The sequence below is a fragment of the Gemmatimonas sp. genome, assembly GCF_031426495.1.
Lineage (GTDB): Bacteria > Gemmatimonadota > Gemmatimonadetes > Gemmatimonadales > Gemmatimonadaceae > Gemmatimonas.
The window spans coordinates 151091-168528 of sequence record NZ_JANPLK010000049.1 but is presented as its reverse complement, the minus strand read 5'-3'; the positions used below and the strand labels follow the sequence as shown (position 1 = coordinate 168528).

Below are 17438 nucleotides of genomic sequence, written 5' to 3'. Positions count from 1 at the left end.
AAGTATCCCATATCCATAAAGCTTGTGCAGACGTCAGTGTTCGGCCTCGGCCTTCTTCTCGCGTTCGCCGCCTGCAAATCGACGCCGGCGACCGTTTCGCACCCACGGATCGCCGCCGACGCCGGCGTTCCGATCGCCGCGGACGTGATCCTACCCTTGGTGATTCCCGAGGGCGGCGTCCCGGTCGTGCTCATCCAAACGCGATACTGGCGAAGCTTCCGTCTGCGCGGAGGGACTTCGCGCGACCGGGTGCCAATGGGTCCACGCGAGGCGATCGTCGAGCGACTCGTGACCGCCGGATTTGGCGTAGTGGTGACCGACGCGCGTGGGACCGGCGCGTCGGGAGGCACGTGGCGCTGGCCGTGGTCCGAGGGCGAGGTCCGCGACATGGGGCACGTCATCGACTGGATCACGACGCAGCGCTGGTCCAACGGTGCGGTGGGCGCGACGGGCGTGTCCTACGAGGGCACGACGGCGCTGCTATCGGCCACGGCCGGCCGCCCCGCTTTACGTGCGATCCTGGCCCGTGAGATTGAATGGAGCCTCGTCGACGAGATCATCGCGCCCGGTCAGGTGCGCAATGTCGGCTTCGTCGGCGCGTGGAGCCGCGCGGTCGATGCGCTGGATCACGGACGGCTACCTGAACTCTTTCCAGCACTCGCCCGTCTCGGCATTCACGGTGTGCACCCCACGGACGACGACCCGAAAGGCGAGGTGCTGCGCGAAGTGCAGCGTCAGCGCCCGTCGGCCGACGTGGCGGGTCGCGTACGCGCCGTGCGACATGGATACGATCGATTCGGCCCCGATGGTCCGCCATCGGACTCACTCGGTCCGGCCGGACATGCGGCAACGCTGGCGACATCCACGGCGGTGGTCGCTATTTGGGGCAGCTGGTGGGACGGAGCGACGGCCGACGCGGTGCTGCGTGCGCAACAGCAGATGCCCGTCCGCGAGGCCCTCATCGGGCCGTGGGCGCACGAAGGCACCACGAACGCCAGCCCATTGCGTGGCGATAACAGTGAACGTGCGACCGTCGATCTCGATGCCGTGGTGGCGTTCTTCCGGCGTCACCTGACTCAGCGCAGCGCGGCGCCGACGCCTTCGGTGCCACGCGTGTCGTGGTATGTCGCTGGAGCCGAGCGCTGGCGGTCATCGGAACAGTGGCCGACCACCGCGCCACACACGCTGCACCTCGTGGGTGCGCATTTGCGTGATCATGCAGCGGCGGGTGATGCGCGATCGCTGTCAGTGGACTTCGCCGCCACGACCGGGCGAAACACGCGATGGACGACGGGATTGGCGCGACCGGTCGACGCGCCCGATCGCGCGCATGTCCGTGGTGTCGTGTCATGGCGCACGGCGCCACTCGACGCTCCGCTCTCGGTGTTCGGCGATTCGCAGTTCGTCTGTGACGTGACGCTGGATGCGCCGGAGGCAGCGCTCCACGTGTACGTGGAGTCGGTCGATCCGGCGCAGCGCGTGCGGCTACTCACGGAAGGTACGCAACGCATTCGTCAGGGCGCGGTTGCGGTTCGTATCAGGCCGGTGGCATTCGAGCTGCCGGCTGGATGGTCACTCCGCCTTTCTATCGCTGGCGCCGATGCGCCGAGCTTCGAGCGCGTGCCCGCTTCGGGAGCGCAGCGCATACAATTTGCTGGAACCGGATGTCGACTCACGCTCCCTGTCGTCGCATAGGATTGCGTACGCAGAAGTTCGCACGCGGCTACATTTCGAATGTGGGAGTGAATGCCGCCAACGAACTCACTGCAGAACCGAAATCGCACAATGACCGCCCCGTTGATCATTCGTCCGTTGTTGCTTGCCGGTATGCTCACCCTCGCCGCAGCCAGTGCGCCCCGTGCGCTTGCGGCGCAAGACCAGCCCATCGCGTCGGACGTCAAAGCGTACCTGCGCCAGTTCGTCAACAAGCTGCGTGAGTTCCGGGTCGGCAGCGACGAAGTGGATTGGGGACAGGTCGAATCCAAGGCGCTGGCGGCCGCCGCCGGCGCGCAGACGATCACCGACGCCCACCCCGGCATTCGCGCGGCCCTTGTCGAGATCCGCGATCCGTGGGCCGTCTACCGTTCCGCCTCCGGTCAGGTCGTTGGCCCTGATCAGCCGCGTTGTGTGCGCACCACTGCCACCGCGCCGTCAGTGCCGGCCGATGTTGGATATCTGAAGGCGACGCCGACGCCCAACCGTGGAATCCGCGCCGAGCGCGAGGCGGCGGTGGCGGTACGTACCAAACTCAAATCGGGTGACGACAACGGCGCCGTGCACTGGATCATCGACCTGCGCGGGTACTTCATGGGCACGCTGCCAGCCGCTGTGATCGGGCTCTCGCCGATCATGGGCGATGGCACCGTCTTCAAGATGCAATACGCCAACAATGTCGTCCCATTCAACGCCAACGAATCGTCCATCAAGTCCAACGGGGACGAGCTGCAGATAGACCTCGGCAGGTTCAAGTTGTCGAGTCAGAAGCGGCGCATCGCCGTGCTGGTGGACGGAGGCACCGCCGGTGTCGGCGAGTTGCTGGCCATCGCGTTCATGGGGCGCAGCAACACGCGGGTGTTCGGGACACCGACCTGTGGCATTCCGCCCATGCGACTAGTGCCGCAGAAGTTGAAGGACGGCGCCGAGTTCTCGCTGTCGGCGTTTCGGGTGCAGGACCGCGACGGGCGGGTGTATCGCGGGCCAATCGAGCCCACTGAGCGCATTGAGGGCGAGTCGGAGCTGTTCTCGCGCGCGCTGGCGTGGGTGTCCACCGGGAAGTAACGTCGGCGTCTGTTCAACGACCCACGCGGGCCGCACGTTCGTGTGAGTACCTCTCGTTGAACTGCACATGGCCCCGCCCCAGGAGATGACATGCGAGCACGACTGATGGTGCTGTTGACGATGCCACTGCTGGCGGCGAGCGCATCGGCGCAAGTAACGGGAGGCGCCGGCGGTGCAGGTAGTGCCGGGGGCGCGGCGCAGGCGGGTCAGGCGGCTCAGCGGCAGGCGGCGGCGAACAAGCCGCGCACCATCGACGGCATCAACACCGTGTGGCTGGAGGAACTCACGCAGCCTGAGTTCCGCGACATGATCAAGGACGGCTACACGACGGTGTTGATCATGACGGGAGGCGTCGAGAATAACGACGGAAACCTCCAGATGAACAAGCACAACATCAATATCAAGCTGCTGGGCGAGATGATGGCGCGGAAGATGGGCAAGACGCTGCTCGCGCCGCTGGTCACGCTCGAACCCGGAAATGCCGGGCCCAACATTCAGCCCGGTCGCGCGGGCCCGATGCTCTCGCAGGCGACATACGCGGCGCTGCTGTTCGACATGGGGAACTTCCTGCGCAGCATGGGCTTCAAGGAAATCTACTACATGGGCGACAGTGGCGGTAACGGTCGTGGCATGCAGACGGCGGCCGATTCACTCACGAAAGTGTACGCCGACAGTCCGGACAAAGTGTGGTTCAAGCACATCCCCGAGTTCTACAACCACACCAGTGTGGTGCAGCCGTACATCCAGAACGAACTCAAGATCCCCGAAGGCATCAAGATCGGCGCGAGCACCGGCACCAGCGGACTGCACGAGGAGCTCGGCATCGACGCCACGATGGCGCTGGCGGATCCGCAGTCGATTCGTTTCGCGCAGCGCGTGAAGGCCGGGCAGGCGGAGATCAATGGCATCACGTTCGAGTCGCTGACGTGGCTGCAGGAGCTCGGCCGCAAAGTGGCCGACTTGCGCGTGACCACGACGATCAACGCGATCACCGCCTACCGGGCGATGCTGCCAAAACGGTAAGGCGCGTTCTCATCATCCGTATCGACATCGCCGTCGGCGAGGCGATGACGAGAGGGTGAGCGTGCTTATCGTAGAAACGAGACGCCCTCCATCTCCTTCGCCACCGCTGCTGGAATGGGGATGCGCAGGTGGTGCAGGATGGATGGAGCGATATCCACGATCGCGGCCGCACCGCTGGTGAATCGCGCATCGAGCCCGGGCCGATTGGTCGCGATCCACGTCGTGCGCTCGCGCACCGACTTGCCGCCGTGCCCTCTGCCGCTCACGGCATCGCGACCGTGGTCGGTGGTGATCACGATCATCCAGTGCTCACCCATCGCCTCGCGCTGCTTCACCGCTGCCCAGATGCGTCCCACGAACTCATCGGCTTGGCGCACCGCGGCATCGAACGGTTCGCTGTCACCGTTCGCATGGGCGACGTCGTCGGTGTGCTGCAGATATACCCAACTCAAGTCGGGACCCTTCGCCGCGATGTACGCCGCCGCATCGCGCGATACGCGGTCATCGATGGCGAGGATATATCGTGATGCCTTGTCGTGCGGGTAGGCGACCGTGTCGAGCTCGAGTCCGTCGACGGCGTGATCGAGCGTGAAGGTGCCCGCCCCCGTGCGGCCCGCCCCAATCAGCACGGTGCGATTGTCCAGCCACGTGGAGAAGATCGCGGTGTGGCGCGTAGAGTCGACGGCTTCGACGATGCGGAAGCTGTTCCAGAAGGCGTAGTTGGGGGACAGGTTGCTGTTCCCCCAGACGTTGTGTTTGTTGGCCCACGTTGACGTGAGCAAACTCATGTAGCCCGGCGCTGAAATCGTAGGCGTCTCGGTCGGTGTTCCAAGCGCACCACCGACATACGCACGCGCATAGCCACCCGCCGCGGCGATGGCGTCGATGTTTGGCGTGGCCACCCGCTCGACGACGTCGGCAGGGATGCCGTCGAGCAGAATGAACACCGCTTTACGCGGCGCGTTGGCCTGCCGCGTAATCTGGCGGTGACAGCCGGACAGCAATGATAGACTGACGAGAGCGAGAGCGATTCGGCGCATGGGTGTGGAAACGTCGGTGTGCGTGAGGAGGCACGCGCGTGCACGCGTACTTCGGCCTAGCCCTCCGTCATGTCGTACGCGAGATCGTACAGCATGACGTCTACCAGTGCGATGAACACCTGCAGAAACAACACCGCCGTAAACGCGAGGCCGCCCGAGAGCGCCAGCAGCGGCATCGCGCGCGACGGCGGGATCGACAGCGCCGAGGTCAGGCCGAGCGCGGCCAACATCGCACCGGCGGGAAGCAACAGCATGGCACCGATCTGCGCGAAGGCCATGATCGCGAACGCGCGCGTAGGAAGCACCAGTGCCATCGCCTCAAGCCGTTCGGGCGGGCTCGGCGCGCCGCCATGTCGGAACACGTCGACGAACGTGAGCATGTTCTTCATGCCGTTGCCCTTGGTCGCGCGACTGGTCGCGAGATAGCGGCGGAGGGCCGTGCGCACCCACGCCACATACAGCACCGTATCACCGCGTGACGTTCCGTCACCCGCGCCGATCACCGCGCGCGCGACGCGGCGCCAGTCGATCCGGACGAACGGCCGTTCGCGCAAATCACCGAAGATCGCGGCGATACCCGCCATCGCAACGGGTGTCACGAGCAGCATCGCCGTCATGAGCACCACCACCCAGACGATCGGCTGCGCAAAGCCGGGCAGCTGCGAGCCGAGCACGCCGAGGACCGTCGCTACCAGCCCGGGGAGCGCGAAGTAGCCACCAAGGATGGACAACTCTGGCAGACGTTCGGCGAACATGACCAACGCGCGTCGCATGCTTTCGCCGAAGCCCGAGGCGTGCGCGCGCAGCGCCGCGGCGAAGGCCGGTGCCGACGCGAAGCGGGCGGCAGGCTCCTTGGCGAGCGCACGTCGCACCACCGCCTCCACCGCCGCGGGGACACCCGCCTCGAGGGGAAACGATGGGATCTCGGCGACGAAATGCGCGCGCAACAAGGCACGGGTGTCACCGCGAAAGGGGAGGGTGCCGGCGATCATCTGATAGACCACGACGCCGAGGCTATAGAGATCGCTGCGCCGATCGACGTCGTCGCCAACGCACTGCTCCGGCGACATGTACGCGGGCGTCCCGATCGATTCCCCCACCTGCGTAGCGGTGTGCTCGGTCGGGTTGGTGCTCACCGCCATCGGCAGTACGGCGTCACGCCGGGCAAAGGTATCGTCGCGCAGCTTCGCGATCCCGAAGTCGAGCAACGTCACGTGAAAGCCGCCCCGTGCGTCGGGTGTGAGCCAGATGTTTGCCGGCTTGAGATCGCGATGGACGACGCCCCGCGCGTGCGCCGCAGCGAGTGCGGCCGATACCTGTTCGACGATATCGACGACGAGTGGGAGCGGCAAGCGAGGCTGCGCCTCGAGCACGGCCTCGAGCGTCTCGCCGTGGAGCTGCTCCATCACGAGATAGGCCACGTCGTGGCCGGCCACCCGATCCACGCCGAAGTCGGTGACATTGACGACGTGGCGATGCTGAATTCCACCGGCGGCCCGCGCCTCGCGCATGAATCGCTCGGCTGCTGTGGGATCGGCCAGCAGATCGGGGCGCACCACCTTGAGGGCGACGGCGCGGCCGATCCCGAGGTGTTCGGCCAGATACACCGCGCCCATTCCACCCTGACCAAGACGACGTCCCACCCGATATTTGTCGTGCAGCACGGCGCCGGTGAGGGCCTCGAAATGCAATGCGTCGTCAGGCATGCGTTGAAGGTACCACGCCGTTGTCGTTCGGCTATTTTTCGCTTTATGTCCATTCCACTTGCCAACGTCCGGGTCGCGATCGTCGGATCGGGCCCAGCCGGTTTTTACGCGGCGGAGGCGCTTCAAAAGGCCGCGCCCGATATCGCCATCGACCTGATCGACCGCCTTCCCACGCCCTTTGGCTTGGTGCGCGGCGGCGTGGCGCCGGACCATCCCAAGATCAAGTCCGTCACCCGCATCTTCGACCGCATCGCCTCGCATGTGGGGTTCCGTTACCTCGGCCACGTGCGCGTCGGCACCGACGTGAGCCTCGACGAGTTGCGCGAGCGCTACCACGTAGTGCTGCTCGCCTACGGTGCGGATACCGACCGCCTGCTTGGTATTCCCGGTGAATCGTTGCCCGGCAGCCATGCCGCCACGGAGTTCGTCGCCTGGTACAACGGGAACCCCGACTACGCCGATGCCCACTTCGACTTGGCGCAGCGCGAGGTGGCGGTGGTGGGGATCGGCAACGTGGCCATGGACGTGGCGCGCATTCTCGCCAAGCCCACGAGCGTGCTCGCGGGTACCGATCTCGCCGATCACGCGCTGCAGGCGCTCGCCCAGGCGGCGGTGCACACCATTCACCTCGTCGCCCGTCGTGGTCCGGTGCAGGCGGCCTGCACCACCCCGGAACTGCGTGAGCTGGGTGAACTCGAAGGCGTAGATGTGGTGGTAAACCCGCGCGATCTGGAACTCGATGCAGCGAGCGAAGCGCAGCTGGCGGCTATGGAAGACCGCAACCCGGCCAAGAATCTCGACGTGCTGCGCGACTGGGCCGCGCGGCCGCGAACCGGCGCTGCACGGCAGGTGGTGCTGCACTTCAATGCGTCACCCGTCGCCTTGTCGGGAACGGAGCGCGTGGACGGCATGACCATCGTGCGCAATCGCCTCGAATCGGACGGGCGCGGTAGCGTGCGCGCGGTGGCGACCGACGAAACGTTCACGCTGCCAGTGGGGGTCGTGTTTCGCTCGGTTGGCTATAAGGGGAGGGCCATTCCCGGTGTGCCCTTCGACGAGCGAAACGGTGTGGTGCCAAACCTGAACGGCCGAGTGGTGGAGCAGGTGGGGAGCGCGACGCCCGTGCCGGGGCTGTACGTGGCGGGATGGATCAAGCGCGGCCCGCAGGGGATCATCGGCACGAATAAGCTGTGTGCAACGGACACCGTGACGCAGGTGCTCGCCGATGTCGCGGCCGGCGCCCTTCCTGCACACCGAGTTGACGTGTCCTCGATTGACGCGCTGCTCGCGGAACGGCAGGTGACCGTCACCAGCTGGAGCGATTGGCAGACGCTCGACCGGGAAGAGCAGGCACGCGGAGCGGCCGTAGGGCGGCCGCGGGTGAAGATCACGAATGTGGCCGAGATGCTGGAGATTATCCGGGCAAGTCGCGGGTAGTCGGGCGAGGTCGGTTGCCCCGCAGCTTGACCCTCTGGAAGCCCTGCCCGATCTTGCTTGCATGAAGGTTCGCGATGTACTTCGCCTGCTGACCGACGATGGCTGGTTTCTCGTGCGAACGCGGGGAAGTCAACAGCAGTACAAGCATCCCACCAAGGCGGGGTTGGTCACCGTCGCAGGCCATCCGCGCGACGATCTGGCACCCGGCACGTTGAACAGCATCCTCAAGCAGGCAGGGCTGACGTCATGAAGCTACTGATCGTTGTTGAGCAGACGGCCTCAGGATTCTCGGCGTACGCGCCGGACGTCCTGGGCTGTGTGGCGACGGGTTCCACGCGCGACGCGGTGGAGCGCACCATGCGTGAGGCCATCGAATTTCATCTGGAAGGGCTTCGCGCCGAGGGTATGGCTGTGCCAGAGCCGCATGCGTATGCGACGGTGATCGAGGTCGCTGCATAATGATGCTCGCCGCAGTCGGGCGTAGTCGGTAGCGCGCTACGCGAGTTTTTCAGTGGAGCGCCCGCTGCATAAGCTTGTCGCTGGGCGGCAATCTCGCGAGGACCAGCAATGAAGATCCAAAAGTCACTCACGATCGCACTTTCGATCGTTATTTCGCCTTTTGCAGTCGCCGCCCAAAGCAGCAAAGCGGAGCAAGAGGTGCGTGCGTTCGTCGCCGCATACGACAAAGCAGTTGCGAGCCGTGACATCACGTTCCTCCAGCATGTCATACCGGACGACTACGTCTTCACGGGCGCAAGCGGGCGCAAGTCTGACCGCGCGCAGGTGTTGAACTTTTTTACGCAGCAGCGAGACAAACCGTCGGCGCGAATGATTTCCCTTAAGCACGAGAATGTGCTTGTGCGTGCCGTTGGCAATATGGCGGTTGTGACCAACGACTACACATCGCAAACAACTCCCATCGACGCGCCTACTGCTGAGCCGACCACGTACACAGGGCGCCATACCGGTGTTTTTGAGAAGCGTAACGGTCGCTGGATGGTTATCGCGGAACAGGACACCGAACAGACGCACGACGACAAACTGATGGAGCGCCAAGTCACGAAGGCCGGACGCGATTTCAACGACTTGATGAAACGCCTGAACGACGGCCGCAGCTACGCGGAGCTGGAAACGAGTGGCGACCTCGCTGCGCTCCAACGGGTGCTAGCCACCGAATACATCTGTACGTGTGGGGACGGGGACAGTGTCGGCAAGGCTCAGGAGCTCGAGAGCTACAAAACCAGTCATATAAGCTTCCAATCAGCGGAACTCTCTGAGCAGAAGGTACTCGCCATCGACAACAACGCTGCCGTCGAAAGTGGAAAGGTCAGATACGTTGCTTTAGATGCCGGGAAGCCGATCATTATTATCAAGCGCTACACCAGAACTTGGGTCTCCTGGGGCCACGGTTGGCAAATCGTCGCTCAACACATTTCATTGGTGAACGAATAGCCCAGCGCACATTCAGGTGCTTGGGCGAGTGCTTGGGACGATCACGCTCCTGGTATGAGTGGCCGTCCGCAATATGCGGCCTTACGCTTAGCCGATCAGTCCCATCACCGTGCCCGACGGGTCAGTGAAGTAACCGAACGTCGCGAAGCCCGGCATAGTCATCGCGTCGCCCATGCGCTTGCCGCCGGCGGCATCGATGCCACGGGCGCCGACGAACTCGCACTGGTGAGCCCGTAGATGGTACCCGACGGATCCGTGAAGCGCGCCATGGTACCCATCATCGGCATGCTCCGCGGGGAGCGGTCGATGCTGCCACCGGTCTCGACGACGCGGGCGAGTGTGGCCTCGACATCCGTGACGCCGAGAAAGGGCACCGAGGCCGGCGCCCCATTTGGAACGTTGGCCCGCAACGCGACGGTCGGTCCGCCGGACGTGGTGCCCACCATGAGTTCGCCCGACATCGGCATCAGCGTCCAGCCGAACAGCTCCGCATAGAAGGCGCTCGATGCGCGCAGCGCATTGGCCGCGATAACCACCAGCATGATGGGATGCGCGCCAGTGCCAGCGGGGACCATCGGTGGGTTCTCACTCATAGCGGGACGGGTGAGGGGAGGGGAGGCGTCGCCACCGGCAGTCAGAGAGCAGTCAGTCGCGACATGTTGCCGTAGGCCGCAGCACTATGACGTTGGATCAGTGCTCGCGCCTCAAGCACGTCGGGGTGATCACCATACGGCCCGAGATCTCCCATCGGATTGAGACGCGACGTATTCGCCCACGCGGCGAGCGCTGGGAAGTCGGCACGAGCCTTCGCATGGGCGACGCCAGCCAGCAGGCTGGTGAGGGAATCTCTGGTCGAGTCCCAGTAGTTGATCGGAGGCAACACGTGGTTCTTCTCTTCGTCCGTGTTCAACAACGCCTCGGCAACTCCCACCATCGCAAACTGGAAGCAGGCGAGTCCTCTCATGAACGGCTGCACGGTAATTCGGCCAGGTTCAAACATCGGCCGTAATTCGGGCCGCGGAAGGGCACGCGCCGCACAGTGAATGTGCAGGCTGCGCGGGCTGGTTGGTACCTGACCCTGATCGAGCGTGATGGTGTGGTGATCGATCCGCCGCACGTGACCGAGTCGTACGACGTTCTTGATCGTACGGACCAGATCGAGTTCGGTCTCACTGATGAACGCGCCGCGATACATGATCGGCTCCACCTCAGTGTCGACGCGCAGCATGAAGCGCTTCGCCTCCAGGCGGGCAAACAGGTCGCGAATTGACGTGGCCTGCGCCGCGGCTTCCAAGTGGAGCGCATGGCCGCGAAAAAGATCGGGCAGGAGTGTGGCCGGCTGCACATACTTGCGGTTGATCCACCAGCTCTCGCGCGGCTTGACCCAGCGGATGTCTGCTGGCTCAACGCCTTGCTCGAGCAACCAGATACACGCGTCAAGCGCCGTCTTTCCGCCGCCGATGACGACAAACTCGTCCGGTCGCTCGTCAAGGCGCGCAATGGCACCCGCGGGGACACACTGCACGCCGTCTGCCACCGCAAACGGTGGCGGACTCGTGGCGGGGATGTCGCCCTCGAGGTACGTCGTGTCGATGACCTTGCGCGCGGCGCGTACCTCCCAGGTCGCCCCAGTCACTCGTGAATGCACGCGTTGTTCGGTCAGGTACTCACAGTTCGGGAAGTACCGGACGCGTCCACTGGCGAGAAAACGGCGCTGCATGACCTGCCCATAGTACGAGCGGATATCGTCTGCACTGGCGCGCTCGTAGAACCCGGCATTCAAGCCGGTAACGTCGATCGTGGTCCGTCCGAGTGGTGTGGAATCCACTCCGTAAAATGCCGACGGCTGGTGCAGTCGCACGTACGGGTAGGCATCGATCCAGTGTCCGCCGGGCGCGTGACGGCGGTCCACCATCGTAACGGTGGCGTCGGTATGGGTGAGCAACGCATCGGTGATGGCCATACCGGCTGCACCCGCACCGATGACCACGTAGTCGGTTTGCATCATTGCTTCAGCTTCGCCCGCAGTTCGTCGAAGAAGTTCTGTACCACCACGAGCGTTGGCGTCCCCGCCATATCTTCCCACTTGTTGTCGCGCACCATGAGAAACCGCTGATCGTCGGGCGTGATCGCAAACGTGCCACCGACCGGTGATCCCGCGCGGATGTACTCCGGGATCGTGAACAAGGTGCGCGGGGGCTCCGCTGAAAATGGCGGACCCGAACGGATGCTCACGAGATGCATCTTGCCGTTGGCGACGTAGAACAACTCGCGCCCGTTGTGCGCCCAGAGCGGAGCACTACCACCACCGCGCGACACCTGCCACTTTCCGCCGTTCACATTGGGGAACGGACGGACGAACACTTCGTTCGCGCCCTGCTCATTCGACACATACGCGAGCCAACGGGAATCGGGCGACAGCACCGCGCCGCTCGCGTTGGATCCGTTGGCTACGATGCCACGGGTCAGGCTATCCACTCCCGAGTTGCCGGTGAGTCTTGCCTCACCCGTGCCGTCGGCGACCTGCTCCCACCGGTGGTACGAATTCCCGTTCGCCCTCGAACCGGTCCCGATCGGTCGATCCGAGAGAAACGTGACGGACTTCCCGTCAGGCGTCCACGCCGGCGCGCGGTCCACGCCCGCATGCTGCGTGAGCCGTGACACCGGCCCGGTAGGGAGCTGCTTGATCCAAATATCGGTGCCAAGCTCCGTGAGCAGCGTGAGTGCGATGCGTCGTCCGTCGGGCGACAGGGCGAGTCCCCAGTCAATTTCCGTCATGCCGCGGAACGTGCCGCTGGTGTTCACCTGCCATGCGGAATCCACCGGCTCGACCTGCCCAGCGCGATCGACCCACACGACTTTCGCGTTCGGCACCGGGCCCGGCGCGAATTCCGAGCGACCGAGCAGATAGTACGCCGTCCCATCGTCGGAGATCACAAAGCCCGGAGCCTGAATGCCGTCCAACACCGGCACCGGTCGAGCGGTCGCGGTAAGGGTCTCGTCGTCCCACGGCGCAGCCATCAGCGTCCCCGCGCTGGTCAGGTACAGCACGTGTCCCGTAGGGACGTACCAGGCGCCGATGGCGTCTTCGAAGAGCGCGCGCACGGTATCCTTGCGTGCGTCGTACACGTACACGCGGCTCGGACGGCAGCTCACTGGTCCCACGCACTCGGTGCGATGCGCTGTGAAGAGCACGCCGCGTGAGCGTGGGAGCGGCGTGGGCAGCCACGGAAAGCGCCCCTCCAGCGTCTCGCGCGAGACGATCACCTGCGACGCGGCGTCTCCGGTACGGAGGCGGCGGAGCGTACGAGACGGGGCGTCGTAGTACACGATCGACCCGTCTTCCAACCACGCACCGCGGTTGAAGGTCGCGTTGACGGAGTCCGCGAGTTTGAGCGGCGCGCCACCAGCGCTCGGAATTCGCCGCAATTGTCCGTTGGCAACGAACGCGATAAACGCGCCGTCGGGCGAGAAGAAGGGTCCCGAGCCGCCTTCCGTGCCGGCCAGTGGCCGTGCGACGACTTCATCGCGACGCTTGATGTAGAGCTGACCGGGACCAGTGAGCGGACTGCGAAAAACCAACGACGCGCCATCGGGTGAGAGCGCGGCCTCGACCCCAAACGTGATGCCATCGAGCGCACCGGGCGCGCCGAGCGTTGTCGCGTAGCGCGCGACGGACGTGCTTCGACTCGGGCGAATCCACCGCTGGGCGGCCAGCGCGACGCCTACCAGCGCGACGCTCACCAGCGCGACGACCGCCAACGCAGGGAGCACCATCCGACGGGACACCGTACGCGAGGCACCGGTGACGGTAGTACGTGAAGCGGGCAGCGCGAACGTGGGACTGCGTAGCGCATCGGCAAACGCTTTCGCACTGTCGAAACGATCGGCCGGGAATTTCTCCAACGCCATGGCGACTGCGTCAGCGACGTTCGGCGGCACCGCCTTGCGGAGCGTTCTGACCGGCCGCGCCTCGTCCGACACGATCTTCATGATGATCGCCTGCGCCGATGGGCCGGTATGCGGGGGTTCACCCGTCAGCATTTCGAACAGCACGGAGCCCAGTGCGTAGATGTCCGAGCGGTTGGTGATGCTTCTGTCGGCCGTCGCTTGCTCGGGCGACATGTAATGCGGTGTGCCCAGCGACAGACCCGTCTCCGTCATCCGTCCGCCGGCTGCCGCGCTCACCGCCAGCGCGATGCCGAAGTCCGCGACGAACGCGTGCCCGTTGCGCAGGAGAATATTCTCTGGCTTGATGTCCCGGTGAATGACCCCTTGCTCGTGCGCGTACTGCAACGCGTCGGCGACTTCGCTGGCAATGCTCACCGCTTCGTCGATCCCGAGCTGCTGCTCGTGATCGAGCTTGTCCCGGAGTGTTTCCCCTTCCACGTACGGCATGACGTAGTACAGGAATCCCGTGCCGTCGCCATGCGCCGCCATTGTTCGACCACTGTCGTAAAGCGGCAGAATGTGCGGATGCTGAAAGCGCGCCGTCGTCTTGATCTCCTGCAAGAACCGCTCGGCGCCAAGTACCACGCCGAGTTCGGGGCGCAGCACCTTCAGCGCTACCTTGCGGTCGTGCTTGAGATCCTCGGCGAGGTACACGATAGCCATGCCGCCCTCACCGAGTCGACGCTCGATGCGGTACCGGTCGCCGAGGGCGGCTGCGAGGTGTTCGGTGATGTCAGCCAAATGCGGTGCCGTTTTGTGGGCAGCGTGACACGGCGTACTGGGCCGGGCCCACTCGTTGACGGGCCAGGCACTCGACCCGATGGGTATGCCGGTGAACCGTGCCAAGGTATGTCCGGCGGCGGAGACCGTCCAGCAGCACCCAGCCTTTGCCGCTCGTCCCTACTCGGCCTGCCAGAATGCAATTATGCGACTTCGCCATTGAGAGCTCCTGGACAAAATGGGGCCCGCGTCGAAGGGCAGCAGGGGGACTCGGCGAAACGGTACTGATCGCGAATCCCCGTCGGGCGAGCGTCGAACGCATAGTGGAGTCCGCTCAGCCCGGCAGCGGCCACTGCAACGGCACCCCGACGCGCGCGAGCTCCCGCTGAAAGTCCTGCAATAGCTTCGCCTGCTGGCGTACCGCACGCGGCGCGCAGCGCTTCGCTAAACAGAACGCCACGAGGTTTCCCACGCTCTCGCCGATGTTCCACTCGATCGGATGCAGGCGATAGCAGCCGTTTGTGAGGTGCGTGACGCCAAGGTTCTTGCACGCCGGCAGCAGGTTCTCCACGCGCTGCGGCAGCAGCGCACCCAGCGGAATCTGAAAGGGAAAGGTCGCGCCGTAGCGCCCGTAGTCACCGCGGGTAGTGCGGTGCAGATCCATGCTGTAGTGCCCGATGCCCACGCTGTCGGGGAAGTCGGCCGCACGCGTGGCATCCGGACGCGACTCAGTGGTCACATGCTGCTCGCACACGGTGAACTCGGCGGCGATGCGACGGCTTTCGCGAATATACGGATACTTCGCGAAGCCGTCGTCGGTGCCCATGACATCGGGGCGCAGGCGAAGTCCCGGCCATCCGGCGCCGCCATCGGGACGAGGGGCTTCGGTCTGCAGCCAGTAGAGCAGGGACATGCTCTGCGCTTTCGCCCGCGCGACGTGCTGCTGCGCGGTGGCCGCGCTCACGTCGATCAGTGATCCAAACGAGTAGTCGTTCTGCCCCCAGTTCACGATGCTCACGTCGTGCCGGTATCGCGCATCATCGGCGGGTTGAAGCGCGAACAGATCGCGATCGATCACGCGACGATACGACCAGTAGCCGGTACGCCGTTCGGGATCGAAGCCGATGCGCTGGTTTGCTGGTTCGTCAAAGCTGAGCAGGCGATACGTCACGCCGTCGGCGGCCGGAATCGCGAGATCGCGCCAGGACGCGTAGTCGCTGGGCCGATCGATCACATGCTGTTCACCGCTGCGATGCTCGAGCGCGAAACACATCGTGAACGCCTGCACGTTGTCCGGCTCGGCCGTGCGCATGGCGTGCGGCTCGCCGGTCTGCGCGACGGACTCCGCGCCCGTGACGTACTCCGTCCGCGTGAGCGGCAGGAGGTCACCGAGTTCGGTGGCGTCGGCGAAGTAGGGAGCGCGTAGCTCGATGTCGTGGCCGGTGTTGCGCTGCCGTACGCGCACCGCGTGCACGCGGTCACGATCCACGCTTGCCGCAACCGCCGTGTAGTGGCGCAGAATGCGCAATTGCCCACTCGCCACATACGGGGCGAGCATGGCTTCGAGCACGGTGAGCGCAACACGCGGCTCGCACCCAATCCGCGACACCCAGCAGTTGCCGGGATTGAGCCGCGGGTTGGCCATGGCGCGCGCGGTCAACGGCGTCTGCGCGCGGTAGTAGTCACGGATGCCGGTCCGTAGTGCCAGATAGCTGCGCGTGCCGCCGATCGTTTCGATCCACGCATTCTCGTCGGGCGGCACCGCTTGCTGCGTGAGCTGTCCGCCGATCCAGTCGGTTTCTTCCGTCATGATCACGCGGAGTCCGCGTCGCGCAGCCGCCAGCGCCGCCGCGCAGCCGCCGAGGCCACCGCCGATGATCACGAGGTCGGCGACGAGTTCGTCGGCAGCCGCAGGCGACCGATGTGGTCGACCCGCGACACATGCCGGCGCGGCCCACATCAAAGGCGCGACAACGGCCAGTCGCTTGAGAAAGTCGCGTCGGCCCACGCCGTCGGTGCATTTCTGGTGACTGGTCACATGCTCACCAACGTCGGCGTGGAGACGTCATGCCTTGGTGCAGGAAAGAATGCCAGCGCGTTGGCTTCGTGGCGCTCCTGTGGCCGCGGGCCAACCGGCATTATGGCGGGATCCAGGCCGCCGGGAAGCTGACGTGGCCGCACGCCAGGTTCTACGTGCACATCGACGTGTGGGTCGCAGAGGACGATCGTCCCTTCGCCACCCGGCTCACGGTGTCCACCGAACTCCTACCGCGTGATGCGTCGCCGACGGATCACGCCGAGCGCCAGCAGTCCCGATGCCATTAGCGCGTACGTACCGGGCTCGGGAACGGTGGTACTCGTCTGCGTGAGTGAGACGCGATCCAGTGCCGGCCCTGCAGTGGAGATGATCTCCAGCGATCGAAAGCCGAGAAACATCGTGGTGTTCGTCGCGGTGAGCTGCATCGATCGCTGCCCCCACAACATGTCCGTGCGCGAGTTCGGCGTGGCGAACGTGAAGGAGTTGCCGATGGGCGTCAGAAAGAATGCCAGCTCGTTCACAGGTGTGGCATCGAGCCACAGCACGTCGAGCGTTGCTGATCCAATGCCGGGATTCTTGGACAGCAGGAACGACAGGTCGTAGGTCGCACCGACCGTGAGCCCCGCAAGCGTTTGTCCGACGCCCCCCTGTGTAGCACCATTCAAATCGAGCGAGATGGAGCCGTCGCCCGCAGGCCAGTACATGTTGACGACATCAATGCTTCCGTAGGTCTGCCACGACGTGATCGGCCCGTTGGTGCAGAAGAACTCATTGGGGCATCCGGGCGATTCAAAGCTTCCGTTCTGTAGCTGCGCACTTGCCTGCGTCGCGACGAGGCAAAGTGCGAGCGTGGCAATGGAGATTCGCTTCATTCGTATACCGGTGCTGGAGGAGAGAGTGTGTAAATGCTCAGCCCACCATACAGATCCGGCGCAGCCGGCGCAAGCAACGCGCGGCACTCGCGCTACGCTTCGATAGGGTGTCGCGCACGGTGCGCACGCTCACTGCCGTTCGTGCATGTGCTCGGGGCGTGACAGCGAGCCGCGAACATTCCGGCGGGATGCTGCAATGCTGTGACGTCGCCGACGCCCGTCACGCAGTGCTGGCGAGGTCGGCGATCGCGCCGTATGCTCGACGGATCGTCGACCCAGCCCGATCGAAATTCCCATCCCGGGAAACGGAACGCTCTCACAAAGGGCTCGGGATACGGAGGGGGATTTGTCGCGGAGCACCTATGGGGTTTGCCCCGTGTGTGCGATCACGATCTACCTCGGCCGTCACTGCCGCGTCGTG

General features: G+C 64.8%; 14 protein-coding genes. 7 read left to right on the top strand and 7 right to left on the bottom strand.

Translation table 11 applies throughout. The features are described from left to right. Window positions 1-24 precede the first annotated feature (24 nt). The 3 genes from RMP10_RS13150 (at window position 25) to RMP10_RS13140 (ending at window position 3801) form a co-directional block, all read left to right on the top strand. Entirely contained in the window at window positions 25-1695 is a 1671-nt protein-coding gene (locus tag RMP10_RS13150; protein ID WP_310570690.1) for a CocE/NonD family hydrolase, read from the top strand. A gap of 90 nt (window positions 1696-1785) precedes the next feature. Then, the gene (locus tag RMP10_RS13145) at window positions 1786-2778 is read left to right on the top strand and encodes a S41 family peptidase (protein ID WP_310570689.1); all 993 of its coding nucleotides are present in this window, start codon (window positions 1786-1788) and stop codon (window positions 2776-2778) included. Between the two features lie 90 nt (window positions 2779-2868). Further along, window positions 2869-3801, top strand: coding sequence for a creatininase family protein (locus RMP10_RS13140; protein ID WP_310570688.1), 933 nt, complete (start codon window positions 2869-2871; stop codon window positions 3799-3801). A 65-nt stretch (window positions 3802-3866) separates the two neighbouring features. Here RMP10_RS13140 and RMP10_RS13135 read toward each other — a convergent pair whose 3' ends face one another. Together RMP10_RS13135 and RMP10_RS13130 are read right to left on the bottom strand one after the other, a co-directional pair. Further along, entirely contained in the window at window positions 3867-4841 is a 975-nt protein-coding gene (locus tag RMP10_RS13135; protein ID WP_310570687.1) for an alkaline phosphatase family protein, read from the bottom strand. A gap of 56 nt (window positions 4842-4897) precedes the next feature. After that, entirely contained in the window at window positions 4898-6547 is a 1650-nt protein-coding gene (locus tag RMP10_RS13130; protein WP_310570686.1) for a serine/threonine-protein kinase, read from the bottom strand. Window positions 6548-6592: 45 nt separating this feature from the next. Here RMP10_RS13130 and RMP10_RS13125 point away from each other — a divergent pair, with 45 nt between their 5' ends. From RMP10_RS13125 to RMP10_RS13110, 4 genes are all read left to right on the top strand, one after another. After that, window positions 6593-7984 carry an FAD-dependent oxidoreductase gene (locus RMP10_RS13125; RefSeq protein WP_310570685.1) on the top strand — a complete coding sequence of 464 codons (1392 nt, stop codon included), beginning with the start codon at window positions 6593-6595 and terminating at the stop codon, window positions 7982-7984. 61 nt (window positions 7985-8045) lie between these two features. Further along, entirely contained in the window at window positions 8046-8234 is a 189-nt protein-coding gene (locus RMP10_RS13120; protein WP_310570684.1) for a type II toxin-antitoxin system HicA family toxin, read from the top strand. Further along, window positions 8231-8443, top strand: a complete 213-nt coding sequence (locus tag RMP10_RS13115) for a type II toxin-antitoxin system HicB family antitoxin (protein WP_310570683.1) — start codon at window positions 8231-8233, stop codon at window positions 8441-8443. Before RMP10_RS13120 ends, RMP10_RS13115 begins: the two co-directional genes overlap by 4 nt. Window positions 8444-8551: 108 nt before the next feature. Next, window positions 8552-9436, top strand: coding sequence for a nuclear transport factor 2 family protein (locus tag RMP10_RS13110; RefSeq protein WP_310570682.1), 885 nt, complete (start codon window positions 8552-8554; stop codon window positions 9434-9436). A 158-nt stretch (window positions 9437-9594) separates the two neighbouring features. On the opposite strand, the gene RMP10_RS13105 is transcribed toward RMP10_RS13110, so the two are convergent. From RMP10_RS13105 to RMP10_RS13085, 5 genes are all read right to left on the bottom strand, one after another. After that, window positions 9595-10029 carry a VOC family protein gene (locus RMP10_RS13105; RefSeq protein ID WP_310570681.1) on the bottom strand — a complete coding sequence of 145 codons (435 nt, stop codon included), beginning with the start codon at window positions 10027-10029 and terminating at the stop codon, window positions 9595-9597. A 41-nt stretch (window positions 10030-10070) separates the two neighbouring features. Then, window positions 10071-11444 (bottom strand): NAD(P)-binding protein, encoded by a 1374-nt coding sequence (locus tag RMP10_RS13100; protein WP_310570680.1) that lies wholly within the window; start codon window positions 11442-11444, stop codon window positions 10071-10073. Beyond that, on the bottom strand, window positions 11441-14128 hold the full coding sequence (locus RMP10_RS13095) for a protein kinase (protein ID WP_310570679.1): 2688 nt from the start codon (window positions 14126-14128) through the stop codon (window positions 11441-11443). Before RMP10_RS13095 ends, RMP10_RS13100 begins: the two co-directional genes overlap by 4 nt. A 313-nt stretch (window positions 14129-14441) precedes the next feature. Beyond that, complete coding sequence (locus RMP10_RS13090; RefSeq protein WP_310570678.1) at window positions 14442-16145, bottom strand: FAD-dependent oxidoreductase; 1704 nt, start codon at window positions 16143-16145, stop codon at window positions 14442-14444. Between the two features lie 227 nt (window positions 16146-16372). Beyond that, a complete protein-coding gene (locus tag RMP10_RS13085; RefSeq protein ID WP_310570677.1) occupies window positions 16373-17017 on the bottom strand; it encodes a DUF642 domain-containing protein in 645 nt (214 codons plus the stop codon). Between the last annotated feature and the right edge of the window lie 421 nt (window positions 17018-17438).

Coding starts and splice junctions, on each gene's coding strand:
- RMP10_RS13140 (WP_310570688.1), top strand. CDS start 2,869: ATGCGAGCACGACTGATGGTGCTGTTGACGATGCCACTGCTGGCGGCG.
- RMP10_RS13135 (WP_310570687.1), bottom strand. CDS start 4,841: ATGCGCCGAATCGCTCTCGCTCTCGTCAGTCTATCATTGCTGTCCGGC.
- RMP10_RS13115 (WP_310570683.1), top strand. CDS start 8,231: ATGAAGCTACTGATCGTTGTTGAGCAGACGGCCTCAGGATTCTCGGCG.
- RMP10_RS13120 (WP_310570684.1), top strand. CDS start 8,046: ATGAAGGTTCGCGATGTACTTCGCCTGCTGACCGACGATGGCTGGTTT.
- RMP10_RS13100 (WP_310570680.1), bottom strand. CDS start 11,444: ATGATGCAAACCGACTACGTGGTCATCGGTGCGGGTGCAGCCGGTATG.
- RMP10_RS13085 (WP_310570677.1), bottom strand. CDS start 17,017: ATGAAGCGAATCTCCATTGCCACGCTCGCACTTTGCCTCGTCGCGACG.
- RMP10_RS13110 (WP_310570682.1), top strand. CDS start 8,552: ATGAAGATCCAAAAGTCACTCACGATCGCACTTTCGATCGTTATTTCG.
- RMP10_RS13105 (WP_310570681.1), bottom strand. CDS start 10,029: ATGAGTGAGAACCCACCGATGGTCCCCGCTGGCACTGGCGCGCATCCC.
- RMP10_RS13125 (WP_310570685.1), top strand. CDS start 6,593: ATGTCCATTCCACTTGCCAACGTCCGGGTCGCGATCGTCGGATCGGGC.
- RMP10_RS13145 (WP_310570689.1), top strand. CDS start 1,786: ATGACCGCCCCGTTGATCATTCGTCCGTTGTTGCTTGCCGGTATGCTC.
- RMP10_RS13130 (WP_310570686.1), bottom strand. CDS start 6,547: ATGCCTGACGACGCATTGCATTTCGAGGCCCTCACCGGCGCCGTGCTG.